This window comes from Umezawaea endophytica (assembly GCF_025061645.1).
Classification (GTDB): domain Bacteria; phylum Actinomycetota; class Actinomycetes; order Mycobacteriales; family Pseudonocardiaceae; genus Umezawaea; species Umezawaea endophytica.
This window is the reverse complement of the sequence record NZ_JANYMP010000003.1, coordinates 524775-540400: the sequence shown is the minus strand read 5'-3', so window position 1 is coordinate 540400 and position 15626 is coordinate 524775. Positions and strand designations below refer to the sequence as shown.

Annotated in this window: 12 protein-coding genes; 7 read left to right on the top strand and 5 right to left on the bottom strand. The window is 73.3% G+C overall.

All coding sequences use genetic code 11. The annotated features are described in order from the left end of the window. Positions 1-62 precede the first annotated feature (62 nt). Both NZH93_RS09720 and NZH93_RS09715 read right to left on the bottom strand, forming a co-directional pair. A complete protein-coding gene (locus NZH93_RS09720) occupies positions 63-716 on the bottom strand; it encodes a response regulator (protein WP_259622643.1) in 654 nt (217 codons plus the stop codon). Next, the gene (locus NZH93_RS09715) at positions 713-1948 is read right to left on the bottom strand and encodes a sensor histidine kinase (protein ID WP_259622642.1); all 1236 of its coding nucleotides are present in this window, start codon (positions 1946-1948) and stop codon (positions 713-715) included. The genes NZH93_RS09720 and NZH93_RS09715 overlap by 4 nt, the downstream gene beginning before the upstream one ends. A 348-nt stretch (positions 1949-2296) precedes the next feature. Here NZH93_RS09715 and NZH93_RS09710 point away from each other — a divergent pair, with 348 nt between their 5' ends. The 5 genes from NZH93_RS09710 (at position 2297) to NZH93_RS09690 (ending at position 12068) form a co-directional block, all read left to right on the top strand. Then, entirely contained in the window at positions 2297-4477 is a 2181-nt protein-coding gene (locus NZH93_RS09710) for an MMPL family transporter (protein WP_259622641.1), read from the top strand. A 76-nt stretch (positions 4478-4553) separates the two neighbouring features. Further along, the gene (locus NZH93_RS09705) at positions 4554-5057 is read left to right on the top strand and encodes an SUKH-4 family immunity protein (RefSeq protein WP_259622640.1); all 504 of its coding nucleotides are present in this window, start codon (positions 4554-4556) and stop codon (positions 5055-5057) included. Next, positions 5054-7687: an LppU/SCO3897 family protein gene (locus tag NZH93_RS09700; RefSeq protein ID WP_259622639.1), complete on the top strand. Its 2634-nt coding sequence runs from the start codon at positions 5054-5056 to the stop codon at positions 7685-7687. The genes NZH93_RS09705 and NZH93_RS09700 overlap by 4 nt, the downstream gene beginning before the upstream one ends. 96 nt (positions 7688-7783) lie before the next feature. Further along, positions 7784-8596: an SAM-dependent methyltransferase gene (locus NZH93_RS09695; protein ID WP_308214183.1), complete on the top strand. Its 813-nt coding sequence runs from the start codon at positions 7784-7786 to the stop codon at positions 8594-8596. A gap of 166 nt (positions 8597-8762) precedes the next feature. Beyond that, on the top strand, positions 8763-12068 hold the full coding sequence (locus NZH93_RS09690) for a CLIPPER-2 domain-containing protein (protein WP_259622638.1): 3306 nt from the start codon (positions 8763-8765) through the stop codon (positions 12066-12068). Positions 12069-12114: 46 nt separating this feature from the next. Here the strand turns inward: NZH93_RS09690 and NZH93_RS09685 are convergent, their stop codons facing one another. Both NZH93_RS09685 and NZH93_RS09680 read right to left on the bottom strand, forming a co-directional pair. Beyond that, entirely contained in the window at positions 12115-12552 is a 438-nt protein-coding gene (locus NZH93_RS09685; RefSeq protein WP_259622637.1) for a hypothetical protein, read from the bottom strand. Positions 12553-12658: 106 nt separating this feature from the next. Beyond that, entirely contained in the window at positions 12659-13918 is a 1260-nt protein-coding gene (locus tag NZH93_RS09680; protein WP_259622636.1) for a COG1470 family protein, read from the bottom strand. A 132-nt stretch (positions 13919-14050) separates the two neighbouring features. Here NZH93_RS09680 and NZH93_RS09675 point away from each other — a divergent pair, with 132 nt between their 5' ends. Together NZH93_RS09675 and NZH93_RS09670 are read left to right on the top strand one after the other, a co-directional pair. Then, positions 14051-14668 (top strand): Pvc16 family protein, encoded by a 618-nt coding sequence (locus tag NZH93_RS09675; protein WP_259622635.1) that lies wholly within the window; start codon positions 14051-14053, stop codon positions 14666-14668. Positions 14669-14670: 2 nt separating this feature from the next. Further along, complete coding sequence (locus tag NZH93_RS09670) at positions 14671-15066, top strand: PAAR domain-containing protein (protein ID WP_259622634.1); 396 nt, start codon at positions 14671-14673, stop codon at positions 15064-15066. A 7-nt stretch (positions 15067-15073) separates the two neighbouring features. Here the strand turns inward: NZH93_RS09670 and NZH93_RS09665 are convergent, their stop codons facing one another. Further along, positions 15074-15625, bottom strand: coding sequence for a phage tail protein (locus NZH93_RS09665; RefSeq protein ID WP_259622633.1), 552 nt, complete (start codon positions 15623-15625; stop codon positions 15074-15076). Between the last annotated feature and the right edge of the window lies 1 nt (position 15626).

The following is a 15626-nucleotide window of genomic DNA, read 5'->3' as shown; positions in this document are numbered from 1 at the left end:
GCGAGTGGACTGTCCACTCGCGACCTTCAGGGGGTGTCGATCGGACGCACACGCCTTGACGGTCACCGCGCGAGGCCCTGCCGGAACGCGAAGACGGCGGCCTGGGTGCGGTCGCGGAGTTCGAGCTTGCCCAGCACCCGTGCGACGTGCGCCTTGACGGTGTACTCGGAGACGAACAGGTCGCGGGCGATCTCGGCGTTGGACTTGCCGGTGGCCATCTCGACGAGGACCTCCCGTTCGCGGTCGGTCAGCCGGGCCACCTTCGGGTCGGTGGTGGGGGAGTCGCCGGTGGGCAGGTGCTCGGCGAAGGTCTCCAGCAGCCGCCGGGTCACCCGCGGCGCGACCACCGCGTCACCGCGGGCGATGGTGCGGATCGCGTCGACCAGGTGCCGGGGGTCGGAGGTCTTGAGCAGGAACCCGCTGGCACCCGCCTGGAGGGCGGCGAACGCGTACTCGTCGAGGTCGAACGTGGTCAGGGCCAGTACCCGGCTGGGCAGCCCGGACGCCACGATCTGCCGCGTCGCCTGGACGCCGTCGGTCCCCGGCATCCGCATGTCCATGACCACGACGTCGGGCCGCAACCGCCCGACGAGGGCGACGGCCTCCTCGCCGTCGCCAGCCTGGCCGATCACCTCGATGTCGTCGCTGCCGTCCAGGACCATGCCCAGGCCGAGCCGGACCAGCGGTTCGTCGTCGACGAGCACGACCGTGGTCATCCCGAACTCCCCACGTGAGGTGTCGCCAGCGGGAGGTGTGCGGTGACCCGCCACCCGGAGGTGGTACCGGGACCCGCGGTGATCGTCCCACCGTGGGCGAGCACCCGTTCGCGCATCCCGATGAGGCCGTGCCCGCCCCCGGCAGGCGCCGCGCCGGGGGACGCCCCGTCGTCGACGACGTCGAGGACGAGCTGATCGGTCGACCACTGGAGCGTCACCACGGCGGACCGCGCGTCGCGGGCGTGCCGCAGGCTGTTGCTCAGCGCCTCCTGGACCAGGCGGTACGCCGTCAGGGACGTGCCGCCGCCGACGGGGCGGGAGTCCCCGTGCCGGACCAGCGCGACGTCCAGACCGGCGGCCCTGACCTGCTCCACCAGGGTGGGCAACTGCTCGATCCCCGGTGCGGGCGGCCGGGTGGGCTCGTCGCGTTCACCGGGGTCCCGCAGCACCCCGAGCAGGGCGTGCATCTCCTCCATCGCCTCCCGCCCGGTGCCCGCGATGGCCTCGACCGCGGTGAGCGCGGCGGGTGGTCTGGCGTTGCGGCGCAACGCGACCGCGGCGCCGTCGGCCAGGTTGGTCATCACGGCGATGTTGTGGGAGACGATGTCGTGCACCTCTCGGGCGATGTGCCGTCGCTCCTCCGCCACGGCGGCCTGGGCGAGCGTGTACCTGGTGCGCTCGGCGGTCTCGGCCCGCTCCCGCAGCCCCGCCAGCACGGCCCGCCTGGCCCGGCGGTTGCGCCCCAGCAGCACGGCGGCCCCGGTGAGCGCCACCAGGGCGTACACCGGCCTGGTGGCTCCCGGAGCGGGCACCATGGGCGTCAGCACGGTGGCGGCGTCGAACAGCAGGCACAGCGCGACCGCCGGGACGACGACCCGGTCCGGTTCCCGGTCCACGACGGTCACCAGGCAGACGGTGAGCGCCAGGACCGGGACGACGAGTTCGTGACCGCTGAGCCCGAGCGCGGCGAAGGCGGCGACCGCGCACGCGGCGGTGCCGAGGAAGGCGGGCACCGGACCGCGGTGCCGACCGAGGGCGGGGAGCAGGGGAACGACCACCACCAGCACGACCAGCCAGACGGGGGCGGTGATCCCGGAATCGCGCAGCACCAGCAGGCCCAGCAGGGCCACGGTGAGCACCGGCCAGACGTCCCGCACGGCCGCCCTCAGCGGGGTCGTCGTGCCGACCTGCTCGTGCGGGTGCCACCGGGACGACCGGCTGGGAGGTTCCACACTGGACGACACCTCCCCAGGATGCTCTCCGTGCGCCCGCACCGCATCGGCCGCCGGATCGATACCCGGAGACCGCCACTAGTTCTCCAGGACTACGCGATGACGAAAGTCGACGTCGACGCACCAGGACATCCACGTCGCGGAGCCACCGCCGCGGTGCTCGCGACGCCGAGGACCTAGCTCGCGAGGACTAGCGGACGGGGTCGGGAAAGCCACCTGACGAGCGATGCCGTCCGCGGGGGAGGGAGACACGCTGGAAGCCATGTCCCGCCTCCACGTTCCGGCGCTCGCCGACCGCGTCCCCACCTCCCGCCCGTCCCGTCCCGACCGCGCGGAGGGCTGATCACCGTGGCACGCCTGCTCTTCCGCGTCGGCGCCGCGGCGTACCGGCGCCCGGCCCTGTTCATCCTCACCTGGCTGGTGGTGCTCATCGGCGCGGGTGTCGGTGCGGGTCAACTGTCCGGCACCACGGTGAACACCTTCTCGTTGCCCGGCCAGGAGTCGGTCGAGGCGATGGACCTCATCAAGCGCGAGTTCGGCGGGGGCAGCGGTGACACCGCGTCCGCGCGGATCGTCGTCAAGGCCCCGCCGGGACAGGCGCTGACCACCGAGGCCAACACCGCCGCCGTCGGCGACCTCGTCACCAGGCTGACCGGGCTCGACGGGGTCGCCTCGGCGACCAACCCGCTCCAGCCGACGCCCACCGCCCTGTCGGCCGACCTGACCACCGCCTACAGCACCGTCACCTACGAGGTCAGCGCCTTCGACCTCACCGACGCCCAGCGCGACGCCCTCACCGACGCCGTCGCCGCGGCCCGCGGCGGCGGCCTGACCGTCGAGGCGTCCGGGGACGCCGTCCGGGTGGGCGAGGGCGGGGCGCACTCCGCCGAGCTCATCGGCGTGCTCGCGGCCCTCGTCGTGCTGGTCGTCACCTACGGCGCGCTGGCGGTCGCCGGGATGAACCTGCTGACCGCGCTGGTCGGCGTCGGGGTCGGCGTCTGCGGCATCCAGATCGCCACCGGTTTCGTCGACCTGACCGCCTCCACCCCGCTGCTCGCCACGATGCTGGGCCTGGCGGTCGGCATCGACTACGCCCTGTTCATCGTCAGCCGCTTCCGCCACGAGCTGCGCCGCGGCCAGGACGTCGGAGCCGCCGTCGCCACGTCGGTGGGCACCGCGGGCGCCGCCGTGGTCACCGCCGGTCTGACCGTCGTCATCGCCCTGGTCGGCCTGTTCGTCACGGGCATCCCCTTCCTCACCCAGATGGGTGTCGCCGGGGCCTTCACCATCGTCATCGCCGTGCTCATCGCCACCACGCTCGTCCCCGCGGTGCTGGCGCTCCTCGGCCGCAGGGCGCTGCCCCGCAAGGAGCGCGCCGCGCCGGTCGGCGAACCGACCCCCGCGCACCGGGACCGGGGCTTCTTCCGCGGCTGGATCGACGGGGTCACCCGCGGGCGGGTGGTGGCGCTGGTGCTTACCACCGCGGCGCTCGGCGCGTTGAGCATCCCGCTGTTCTCCTTGCAGACCACCCTCGCCGCCACGCCCACCGAGAGCACGACCCAGGGCCGGGCCGAGAAGCTGCTCGCCGACGCCTTCGGAGCGGGCTTCAACGGACCGCTGACCGTGTTCTTCGACGGCGCGGGCGCGCTGGGGGCCGCCACCGACGCCAAGGCCCCGCTGGCCGCCCTGCCCGACGTCGCGGCGGTCACCGACCCGGTGCCCAACGCCGACGGCACCGCCGCACTGCTCACCGTCATCCCCGAGTCCGGTCCGGCCAGCGCGGCCACCGAGCGCCTGGTCCACGAGATCCGCGACCTGTCGCGCGGCGACGGCCCCCGCGCCTACGTCACCGGGCAGACCGCCGTCAGCGTCGACGTGGCCACCACCGTCAACGCCGCCCTGCCGGGCTACCTGGCGCTCGTCGTCGGCCTGGCGTTCGTGCTGCTGGTCCTGGTGTTCCGGTCCCTGCTCGTGCCGCTGGTGGGCGTGCTGGGCTTCCTGCTCACCATCGGCTCCGCGCTCGGCTCCTCCGTGGCGATCTTCCAGTGGGGCTGGTTCGGCGACCTGTTCGGCGTCGACAACCCCGGCCCGCTGATCAGCCTCACCCCGATCCTCGTCGTCGGCATCCTGTTCGGCCTGGCGATGGACTACCAGGTGTTCCTGGTCTCGCGGATGCACGAGGCCCACGGCGACGGTGAACCGAACACCACGGCGATCCGCACGGGCTTCCGCCAGGCGGCCCCGGTCGTGGTCGCGGCGGCGGCCATCATGTTCGCGGTCTTCGCCGGGTTCTTCCCCGGAGCGGACGCGACCATGATGTCGATCGCCTTCGCGCTGGCCGCGGGCATCCTCGTCGACGCCTTCGTGGTCCGGATGGTGCTGGTCCCGGCGGCCATGGCCCTGCTCGGCGAACGCGCCTGGTGGCTACCGCGGTGGCTGCGCTGGCTGCCCCGGCTCGACGTCGAGGGCACCACCCTCCAGGCACGGGAGCCCGAACACGAGGAGCGCCCGGCGGTCGGCGTCCGCTGAACCCGGCTGTCGCTGGACCGGGTGATTCGGGATCGATCACGCCCGCGCGACCGGGACGCTTCCCTAGGTTTCGACGATGTTCGCCTTGGATCCCGAGCTGGTCGAACGAACTCGTGCCCTCTGGGCGGGAAAGCTGATCCGGGTGCCGCGGACCGCGCGGCACCCGGATCTTCCCCCCGTGCTGCGCGAGTTCGTCGAATCGGTCGGCCTGCCCGCCGAGAACTGCTGGAACGCCCGGTTCCACGACCTGGCGCCGCAGTCGCCGCTGCACCTCCGCGGCCGCGAATTCGCGGTTCTGGGCCTCGACCACGGTGTGCCCATCGCGGTCGACGTCGACCAGGGGGCCGTGTGGGTGGTCCAGTCGGGAACACCCCGGCTGATCAACTCGAGCCTGCCGCTGTTCCTGCACGCGCTGGGCCTCTGCGACCACCTGCTCCGCGATCTCGGGGGCGCGCGGCCGGACGTGCGCGAGGCGAAGGTCGACGACCTGCGCGCCACGCTGGCCGACCTGGACCCGCCGTCGATGGGTCCCGGTTGCACCCCGTGGCAGGAGTACTTCGACGAGGTGGTGTCGGAGTGACCGCGAGGCGCCTCCTCGGCCTGCTGCTCGCCCTGCTCGCCGTCATGGGCGCGAGCGTTCCGGTGGCGGCCCAGCCGAGCGCGGGGAACGGCTCGGCGAGCGCGGTCGAGTACTACCAGAAGTACTGGGGGGACTCGCCGTACGCCAAGTACATCCAGATGTACCGCCGGGAACACGCGGAGGTCACCAACGGGCGCAACGTCGCGGTGGTGCTCTTCGAGCAGGACGGCGCGCGGATGGCGGTGGCCGTCGCCAGCACCAGCAGGCTGAACCCGCCTGACCCGCCGAAGATCGTCTTCGACGTGTTCCGGGACGGCGTGCTGCTGCGCACCGAGGAGTTCGACCTCGACGGCTTCCAAGTCGGTTCGCGGGAATCGCTGGGGCTGTCACCGGGGGAGCACGAGAAGTTCCACAGCGAACCCCTGTTGGCGCACTGGACGTCGCTGCGCGGGGTGAACCACCTCGTCACGGTCGGGGAGTCGGAGCGGCAATTCTGCGTGACTCCCGGCCACCAGTGCTGGTACGCGATCCGCGGCACCGACGCGACACCTCCGCTGTTCCCCGACCTGCGTTTCTTCTACTACAACTGGAAGATCCACAACGCCGCGGAGGTGGAGGACGGGAGCGCCGGGCCGGAGGCGACCGTCGGGCAGGACCACACCCTCGCCAGAGCCGCCACGAAGAAGATCAACAAGACGATCAACGGGTGGCGGGCGGACGGCGCCAGGATCGGTCCACTGCCGGAATCCACCCTCAGCGCCGTCGTCTCGGACGCCACCGCCGCCGAGCCCAACGAGGGCCCCCTGGTCGACACCTTGAGCGGTCGCGCCCCACCACCGGGCGACACGGGCGGCATCGACCTGTCGACCGTGGAACTGCGCTACCTCGCCGACCCCGGCCCGGACCAGGGACTGCGCTACTCGGTGCGCGGCGCCACCGCCCCGGAGACCGTCAACCACGAGGCGGGACGGGTCACCCTGGCACAGGCCTCGGACGCGTTCTTCGTGTGGCTGTCGCTGAGCACGGACAAGTTCTGGGTCAACCTCAACCCCGCCGAGCCCGACCGGATCATCGACCCGGCACTGGCCGACACCGACGCGGGCCGGATCATGCTGCGCGCCGACCTGGAGCTGAAGAGGAGCGTCGGCCGGTTCATCCACCCCGACACCGAGGTGGGCGCCGAGTTCTGGAAGAGCCTGCGCGCGGGCGCCGATCAGCAGGTGTGCCTGTCGTTCCGGCAGTGGATCGTGCCCGCGCCCGCCACCGTGCACACCGGCGACGACAGCATCCACATCCTCGACGCGCCGCTGGAGGTGAAGCTGGAGTCGGAGTACCGGCGCGATCACGGGCAGGCGGACCCCGCGTGCGACTCCGCGGGGCAGGACGTGCTCGACCACAACGAGCGGGTCTACCGACGGCTGATCCTGCCGCAGGTGCAGAAGGCCGTGGACAGCGCGCCGGAGTACGCGGACCTGCGCCGCGTGCACCTGAGCCGGGTGGCTGCGGCCTGGTACCGGGAGTTGAGCTCCCGGCAGGTCACCACCTACGCCGGGTACATCGACCGCGGCGACGCCCACGCCTGGCCCGCTCGTGAACCGTGGTCGCCCCGAAAGGTCTTCGACGACTACGTCGCCTCCTACACCAACGGCGAGTTCACCGCCTCCCACCAGGAGGAGGCGGGCGACTACATCGTCACCCACACCTACGTCTACGGCGGCGTCGACTTCAGCCAGGTCCCCTACCACGAGGTCGACGACGCGACCCTCCGTGAGCGGTGGCCCGACGTGGCCGCCGCGGTGGCGGGTTCGGCGAACGGCCGCGCTCTCGAAGGGCCGAGCCGGGCCTGGCTGGGCGTCCGCGGCACTCCTCAGGCCCAGGAGGTCCTCGCCTCGCTGCCGGAGGAGCCCGCGACGCTGGGCAAGTGGGCGTGGCTAGGCATCGTCCTGGGTGGCCTGCTGGTGTTCGTGCTCGTCGCGGGCATCGTGGGCGTGGCGGTTCGCGATCGGCGCAAGGGGCCCGTGCCGGTGTGGGTGGACCGCGCCGAAGCCCGCGACGGGGCCACCGCCGACGCCTACGTGAAGACCGACTGCGTCCGGGTCGACGTGCCCGCGGGCAGCGCTGATCGCGATCCCGTGTCCGGTCCTGGAGGGTATGAGGAGCAGGCCTTCCACGTGCGGATCCGCCGGGTCTCCCTCTGGGTCAAGTCGCTGGTGGTGCTCGCCGTGGTGGCGGGCGCGGTGGTGGGGTTCGTGATCTGGCCCAACCCGGCCGACCGGCCGTCCGCGCTGGTGGCCGTGGCGAGCGGGAAGGCCCCGTCGCCGGTGCTGGTCGCACTGCCCGCGCTGCCCGCTCACCGGATCACCTCGACGCTGCGGCCACCGCCGACACCGGGCACGTGCTTCAGCGGCGAGATCTCCGGCAGCGTCGCCTCAGGGGTGGCGAAGGTCGACTGCGGCAGCCCCGACGCGCACTACCGCTCCATCGACTTCTTCCCCGGCACGGCCGACATGTCGAAGTGCGACGCCGTGCCGGACACCCAGTACACCTACTCGGTGACCTGGCTGCGGAACGGGGTACCGACCTCCCAGACCGTGTACTGCCTGATCGGTCTCGGCTCCTACGCCCGGTGACCGGGGACGGCTCTCCACAGCGCCGCACCAGTCGGATACGGTGCGTCACCACCGTAGTGGTGGGAGTTCACGGCCGTGCGGCAGGGATCAGGGGGCGTGGTGTCGGACGAGGTGGCGGCGGTACCCGAGGGGATCGACCTGGAGCGGCCCAGTGCCGCGCGGGTGTACGACTACTACCTGGGAGGGGCGCACAACTTCGCGGTGGACCGGGCGATGGGCGAGCGGGCGATCGGGCTGTGGCCGGACCTGCCGCTGATCATGCAGGCCAATCGCGCGTTCCTGCGGCGCGCGGTGCGGTACTGCGTGGCGGCGGGCATCCGGCAGTTCCTCGACCTGGGGTCCGGCATCCCGACCGTGGGCAACGTGCACGAGGTGGCCAGGTCCGGAGCGCCGGACGCCCGTGTGGTGTACGTCGACAACGACCCGGTCGCGGTGTCGCACAGCCGGTTCATCCTCGGTGACGACCCGCGCTGCGCCGTCGTGCAGGCCGACATGCGCCGTCCCGACGTGGTGCTGAACTCGCCCGAGGTGGGGTCGTTGCTGGACCTGTCGCAGCCGGTGGCCGTGATGATGGTGGCGGTGCTGCACTTCGTGTCCGACGCGGACGACCCCGCGGGGATCGTCGCCGCCTACGGGGACGTCGTCACGCCGGGCAGCGCGCTGGTGGTGTCGCACGCCACGACCGACGGCCAGCCGAGGGAGGCCGACGAGCACAGTCAGCTCTACCGGAGCACGGCGACCCCGATGAGCATGCGGTCCCGCGCGCAGGTCGAGGGGTTGTTCGAAGGGTTCGACATCGTCGAGCCCGGTGTGGTGTTCCTCCCGCAGTGGCGTCCGGAGTCGGCCCACGACGTCGGCGAGAACCCGGAGCGGTTGAGCGGGCTCGCCGCCGTCGGCCGCAAGCGGTAGCGGAGGCACCCGCACGTCCGGCCTTCCTCGGGAAGCCTTGCGTCTGCCCGAATTCTTGGCTGTTGGGCGTGCGGGTGCGGTGGTCTCCCGTTGCAGACTCGTCTTCGCGCGTGCGTCGCGCTCCTCTCGGGCTCGTGCCCGCCGGTCGACGACAACGGGAAGTGCCATGTCTGCTGGGACCAAGAACGTCTTCCGCCGTCGGCACCCGGATCGACCGCCGAGGGCGTGGCGCTTCCCCGCCGCGGCGGCGGTGGGGGTGCTGATCGCCGCGTCCGCGCTCGCGGGACCGCGGAGCGCGCCGGAGGTCGCGCTGGTGGCCGACACGGTCACCGCGGGCTGCAACGGCGGTACCTCCGTTCCCTACGTCGTGCCCGCCGGGGCGACCAGCCTCCAGGTCGACATCACGGGTGCCGAGGGCAACTCGGGTGACGACCGCGCGGACGCGGGCAACGGCGGCCGGGTGATCGCGACGATCGCGGTGACCCCGTTGGAACGCTTGAGCCTCGTCGTGGGCTGCCAAGGAGGCCAGGGCCACCACTACGGCACCGGTGGAGGCGACCGGGGCGGGCTGAACCCGTGCGCGGGCAACTACCGCAGCGGCGGCGCGGGCGGCGGCAGCAGTGCCGTCCTGCGCGGGAGCACGGTGCTCGCCGAGGCGGGCGGTGGCGGTGGTGGCGGAGGTGACGGCTGCTACGGCGGTGGTGGCGGTGGCGGCGCGGGGAGCCACGCCGGTGACACGGGCGGTGGCGGCAGCGGCAGCAACAGCGGTGGCGGCGGTGGCGGCGGTGCCGTCGCGGGCGGCCAGGGCGGCCGGGGCGGGAACGCCAGCGGCAGCGGTGGCGGCGGTGGGGGTGGCGGCGGCGGGTGCGCCGGCGGTGCGGGCGGTGAGGGCGCCGGGTACAACGGCGGCGGTGGGGGTGGCGGCGGTGGCGGCTCCTCCTGCGCCCAGGGGGCGGTGAAGGTGGCCTACCAGGGAGCGGCCCAGGACGGGAACGGCCGGGTGATCGTCGACGCCAACGCGCTGGCGGTGACCACCACGGCCGTCGTCGTCGACAGCAACTCCACCGAGCACGACGACATCGGCGACGACGTCGAGTACCACGTGGAGGTGCGCAACACCGGCAGCCGCAAGGTGTCCGACGTCGCCCTGCTCGCCACCGTCGACCCGGAGACCGGAACGCCGCTGTCGTTGTCGTGCCTGCCGGTGCAGCCGCCGACGACGATGGAGGCGGGCTCGAAGCTCACCTGCACCGGCCGGTACGAGTTGCGCGGGGTGGACTTCACCCGCGGCTCGGTCACCAGTTCGGTCACCGCCACCGGGTCCGTGCCGTCGGTGGACGGCCAGCAGCCGGGCGCGGCGATCAGCGCGTCGAGCGGGACGACCCTGGAACTGGAGGACACCTCCGCGCTGTCCGCGGAGTTCGAGTCCACCTCGGTGACCGACCGCAACGGCAACGGCGTCAACGACGTGGGCGACACCGTCAACTACCGCCTCAGGGCCACCAACACCGGGAGTTCGACCCTCACCGAGGTCGAACCCTCCGGCGCGGTCGCGGGCGCGGCCACGACCCCGCTGAGCTTCCGCTGCGACCCCGCACAACCCGCCCGGCTCCCGCTGACCGCGACGGTGGTGTGCTCGGCCGGCTACACGATCACCGCCGCCGACGTGGACACCCCCGGCGCCGCGATCTCCGCCACGGCGTCGGTCACCGGCAAGGGCCGCGCGGGCGCGGGCAAGGTGGTCAGCTCCTCGCCCGAGGCGGTCGAGACCCGCCTGACCCCGCGCCCGCGCCTCGCCACGGCGCTGTCGGTCGCCGGGGTCGTCGACGTGAACGCCAACGGGCGCACGGACGTCGGCGACCGGATCGACTACTCGGCAGTGGTGACCAACAGCGGCACGGTGACCCTGACCGGGGTGGCGGTGTCCGACGCCGTGGAGGAGCCCGCGGGGCCGTCGCCCGCGCTGACCTGCCAACCCGCCGCGCCCGCCACGCTGGCGCCGACCGCGACGACGACGTGCACCGGGTCCTACACCGTGACGCAGGCCGACGTGGACGAGGGCGAGGTCGCCAACACCGCCACCGCCACCGGCCTGGCGCGCGACGGCGAGACCGTCGAGTCCGCGCGGGCGCGGGTGGTCACCAAGCTGTCCCAGGCCGTGGCGCTGGTGGCGACCGCGACGGTCTCGGCCGTCGACGACGCGAACGTCAACGGCAAGGTGGACGCGGGGGACCGGATCACCTACGCGGTCACGGCGACCAACACCGGCGCCGTCACGCTCACCGACGTGCGGGTCGCGGGCGAACTCACCGCACCCGCGGGCCCGGAGCCGGAGCTGACCTGCTCGCCCGCCGAGCCCGCCAGGCTCGCCTCCGGCGCCACGACGTCCTGCACCGGCACGTACGTGGTCACCCAGTCCGATGTGGACAGCGGCGCGGTGGTCTACCGGGCGACGGCCACGGGCACGTCGCCGGACCGCGAGTCGGTCACCTCGACCCCGGTGAGCGTCCGCACCGACCTGGTGCGCGCGTCCGCGATGGCGATCACCGCCGCGGTGCGCGGGATCGCGGACACCAACACCAACGGCGGCACCGACGCGGGTGACGTCATCTCCTACTCGGTCGAGGTCACCAACACCGGCACGGTGTCCCTGGACAAGGTCGTCGCGGCGGCGTCGGTCGTCGCCCCCGCGGGCCCCGCCCCGGTGCTGACCTGCTCGGTCGCGGACCCGGTCACCCTGGCACCGCGGGAGAAGCTGCTCTGCACGGGCGACTACACCGTCACGCAGTCCGATGTGGACAGCGGCGCGGTGGTGGCCACCGCGTCCGCGTCCGCCGTCGACCCGGCGGGCCAGCCCGTCACCGCGGGACCGGCGCAGGTCAGCACGGGGATGAGCAAGGCGGGCGGGGTGAGCGCCGTCGCCTCCGTCAGCGCGATCGAGGACCGCAACTCCAACACCCGCAACGATCCCGGCGACGTCGTCGTGTACTCGATCGTCGTCACCAACACCGGCTCGCTCACCCTCGACGCCGTCGAGGTGGCGGCCGGGCTCACCGCTCCCGCCGGTCCGGAGCCCGCGCTGTCGTGCCTGCCCGCGCAGCCCGGTGTGCTGGCTCCGGCGGCCACGATGACCTGCGGTGGCAGCTACACCATCACCGCGCTGGACGCGGGCGCCGGTGTCGTGGAGAACGTCGTCTCGGTGACCGCGACCACGCCGGACGGCACTCCGGTGGCCGTCGCGGCCGACGCCGTGCGCACCTCGGTGGAGTCGACCCCCGGCGGGAACGAGTCGCCCGACGGCGACCAGCAGGGCAACCCGGACGGCTCGCCTGGACGGTCGAACACGCCAGGAGGACTGGCCTACACCGGTCAGGGCGGGCTCGGTCCGCTGCTGGCGCTCGGCGGTGCGGCGCTGCTCCTCGGCGGCGGACTGCTCCTCGTCTCGCGCCGGTCGGGCAGGCGCCGGGGCTGACGGGGAAGCACCCGACCGGCCCCTCCCGGCTTCCGGGAGGGGCCGGTCAGCCGTTCCCGGCCCGGCAGGCGCGCACGTGGTGGCGGATCTCGTCCGCCACGGCCCGCCACGACGAGGCCAGTTCCTCACCGGTGGACGTGTTGCCCGCCGCGGCGAGGCGGTCCGCCCAGGCCGACACCCGGTCGGTGATCGCGGCGCAGAACCTCTCGGCGACCCGGCACAGCGCCTCCCGGAGGTCGGCGTCGGCGCGCAGGGCGAGGAACCCGGCCAGCACGTCGACGACGACCAGCGCCAGCCCGACCGCGTCGCCGGGCACCACGGCGCCCGGTGTTCCCTCGCAGTCCACTTCGGACACCCGTGCGGCGACGAGCACGACCACGTGCTCCAGCACGGCCCGCCCGACGTGCCCCGCCTCCGCGGCCGTGCGCACCAGTTCGGTCAGCGGGCTCGTCGACGGGGTGGGTGGGGGCTTGGACTGCGGCATGGTTTGTCGCTCCCGGTCAGGGCGGCGGGGAACACCTCTGCGAGCACGCCCCCGCGCGGCCGTCCGGGACGGTTTCGCGAGGCGTGCTCAGTGAAGGAGAACGCGCTCAGGGCTGGAGCATCGCGGAGAACGAGGCCGCGGCCGTGCAGCGCGCGGAACCCTGTCCGGGTGTCACGCAGTTGACGGCCACCACCACCTGTTGGCCCGCGGGCACCCGCAGCCTGGTGCTGTAGGCGTAGGTCAGGTCGTGGAAGTTCGCCAGCCCGGTCTCCAGCAGGACCGTCTCCCCGATCAGGACGCGCAGGTAGCCGACGTCACCGCGCGGGTTCTGCAGCACGATGTCGCCGATCTCCAGCGCCTTGCCGTCCGGTGCGGTGTAGGGGAAGCGCTGGAACGACCCGTCGGTCGTCGGCGGCGCGAAGGTGGCGACCCGGAAGCTCAGCGGTGACGGCGTTGGCGGGGGAGTGGTCGAGGTGATCGCGGCGGCCGAACTCAGGTCGGCCGCCGCGTCCTCGGCCGACCCGTTGGCCTTGTCCGCCGCGGCGTTGGCCATCGAGGCCGCGAGCGACGCGTTGGCGGCCTGCTCGGAGGCGATGGACTTGATGCCCGGAGCGACGACCGCGACCCACAGCGCGCCCAGCGCCGCAACGAGCACGAGCGCCACCGCCAGCACGGGCAGCACCCAACCGGGCAGCAGCCGCTCCTGGACCAGCTCGCCCCTGACGGTCAGCGGCGTCCACTCGACGTCCGACTCCACGGTCGGCTCCGCGGCCAACCTCAGTTCGAACGGGTGCTGCCTCGGCTCACCGCGCAGAAAACCGCGGTAGGGACGCACCTTCACGGTCACCAGCGCGACGGTGGCCGGGTGGAGCGTGAACGACTCGCGGTTCAACCTGATGTCGATCCGGTCGTCCTCGGGGTCGAACGGGTCGACCTCGACGCGCATCGGCGTGTTGCCCGCGTTCTCCACCGCCAGCCGGTACCGCGCGCCGCGACGGCCCCTGCGCTTGGACGGCAGCAGTTCCGCGTCCAGCTCGGCGAACGCGCCGACCTCGACGACGACCTCCTCCACCGAGGAGGAGTCGGGGTCCTCCCGCGAGCGGACCCGCAGGCCGACGTGGTGCTGCCCGGCCGCGACGTCGGTGGAGCGGGGCGGGGAGAACACCACCTCGACCTCGACGTGCCCGTCGGGCATGAGGTTGACCGAGGCGGGCGTGACCTCGGTCCAGGCGGCGGCGTCCCCGATCACGTCCACGGTGAACTGGTCGACGACGCCGCCCGCGTTGTGCACCCTGACGGCGCAGCGCACCTGGTCGCCGGGTTCGACCGTCAGGGTGGGATCGCCGAGCAGCGTGGACGTCTTCATGCCCTCCACTGTCCGGCCGCGACGGCCGATCCGGCAGCCGCCAACGGCTAGTCCTTCGCGCACAACGGTCGTGCCCGTCCTCCTGTCCGTTCGGGCACGGCGACCGGCCGCGCCGCGGGCACACTGGACCCCGTGTTCCACCTACTCGACGACGCGCTCGAATCCCTGGTGCGGTCAGCGGTCCCCGGCGCGCTCGACGTGCGGGTGGACCCGCCGGACGCGACGTGGGCCCGGTCCGAGCAGGACGCGGTGGTGGACCTGTTCCTGCACCGCGTCGTCGAGGACGTGGAAGCCCGTGCGGCGTCCTGGACCGACGCGGTGGACGACCACGGCCGGGTCACGGCGCGCACGCCGCCCCGACGCCGGTACCGCTGCTGCTACCTGGTGACCGCGTGGTGCGGCGACCGCCGCGCGGAGCACGCCCTGCTCGGTGCCGTGCTCGAAGCGCTCGCCACGCACGTCCGCCTGCCGGACGAGCACCTGCCCGACGCGTTGCGGGACAACGGGACCCCGGTGGAACTCGACGTGGCCCACCCGGCGCTGCCGTCGGTGTCGGCCGAGACGTGGTCGGCGCTGGGCGTCGCCCCGCGCGCCCACCTCGACGTGGTGCTCACCGCCGTTCTCGCTCCGGCGCGGTCCGCTGTCGCCGAGCCGCCCTCCGTGGTGGACCTGGGTGTGCGGCGTGACGCCGCCGTTCCCGCGCCGCGCCGGAACACCCCGCCCCCGCCCAGCCGACGCATCCGGGAGTGACCGTGGGACGACCAGCCGCGAAGTTGGGTGACCAGGTCGTGGGGAACGACGTGCACGTGGTGCTCGTCCCGTCACCTGGTGGCCCGGTGCCGACCCCGATGTCGTTGCCGTTCAACGGGAAGATCGTCGGCGGGTGCTGTGCCACGGTGCTCGTCGGGGGCAAGCCCGCCGCCACCGCGGGGTCCACCGCGGTCAACGCCCCGCCGCACGTGCCGCCGTCCGGGAGCTTCAGCGCCCCGCCCGCCAACCGGGGCACGGTGGTGGGCGGCAGCCCCTCCGTGCTCATCGGCGGCAAGCCCGCCGCCCGCGTCGGCGACCGGGTGATGACGTGCAACGATCCGGCGCCGCTGCCGAACGGGGTCATCCAGGGCGGCGGCACCGTCCTCATCGGACCGTGATGACACTCTAGTCCACTGTGGAGTCTGCCAGTTCGACGCGGTGCGGGACGTGGGCCGGCTTGACCTGACCCAGCACGTCCTCCAGCTCGGCCAGTTCGGTGTCGGTCATCGTGCCCCGGACGACGCGGACGAGCAGGAGCGGGTGGCCCGACCCCGTTGGCCGCGCCCCGTCGGGGGAGGACGACCAGGCCACGCCCGCGCTGTCCACCACGTGCGCTCGGCCGCCGGTGATCAGGTCGAGGTGCCACTGCAAGCCCCGCGGCGTGCCCCGAACCCGGTGCAGCTCGACCGCGTGCCCGATCGCGGCGCGCTTGCGGTCGGCGGACCAGCCGTCGTTCAGCGCGATGCCGACCCACGCGGCCAGCCAGTCCAGGAAGTCCTCGGGCGCCAGCCGCGGATCCAGGTAGGCGTCCAGGCAGTCGAGCACGGCGAAGACCGGCGCCAGCACGTCGTCCAGCGCCTCGGTCAGCAGGCACGTGGCGGCGTCCTCCTGGAACACCGCGGGCATCAGGCCCGCCAACGGGAACGGGGTGGCCAGGTCCGGCACGAGTCCCCTCATG

Excerpts from the sequence above, each read along its gene's own strand:
- NZH93_RS09720 (WP_259622643.1), bottom strand. The coding sequence starts at position 716 with ATGACCACGGTCGTGCTCGTCGACGACGAACCGCTGGTCCGGCTCGGC.
- NZH93_RS09705 (WP_259622640.1), top strand. The coding sequence starts at position 4,554 with ATGTTCGCCTTGGATCCCGAGCTGGTCGAACGAACTCGTGCCCTCTGG.
- NZH93_RS09690 (WP_259622638.1), top strand. The coding sequence starts at position 8,763 with ATGTCTGCTGGGACCAAGAACGTCTTCCGCCGTCGGCACCCGGATCGA.
- NZH93_RS09685 (WP_259622637.1), bottom strand. The coding sequence starts at position 12,552 with ATGCCGCAGTCCAAGCCCCCACCCACCCCGTCGACGAGCCCGCTGACC.
- NZH93_RS09680 (WP_259622636.1), bottom strand. The coding sequence starts at position 13,918 with ATGAAGACGTCCACGCTGCTCGGCGATCCCACCCTGACGGTCGAACCC.
- NZH93_RS09665 (WP_259622633.1), bottom strand. The coding sequence starts at position 15,625 with ATGAGGGGACTCGTGCCGGACCTGGCCACCCCGTTCCCGTTGGCGGGC.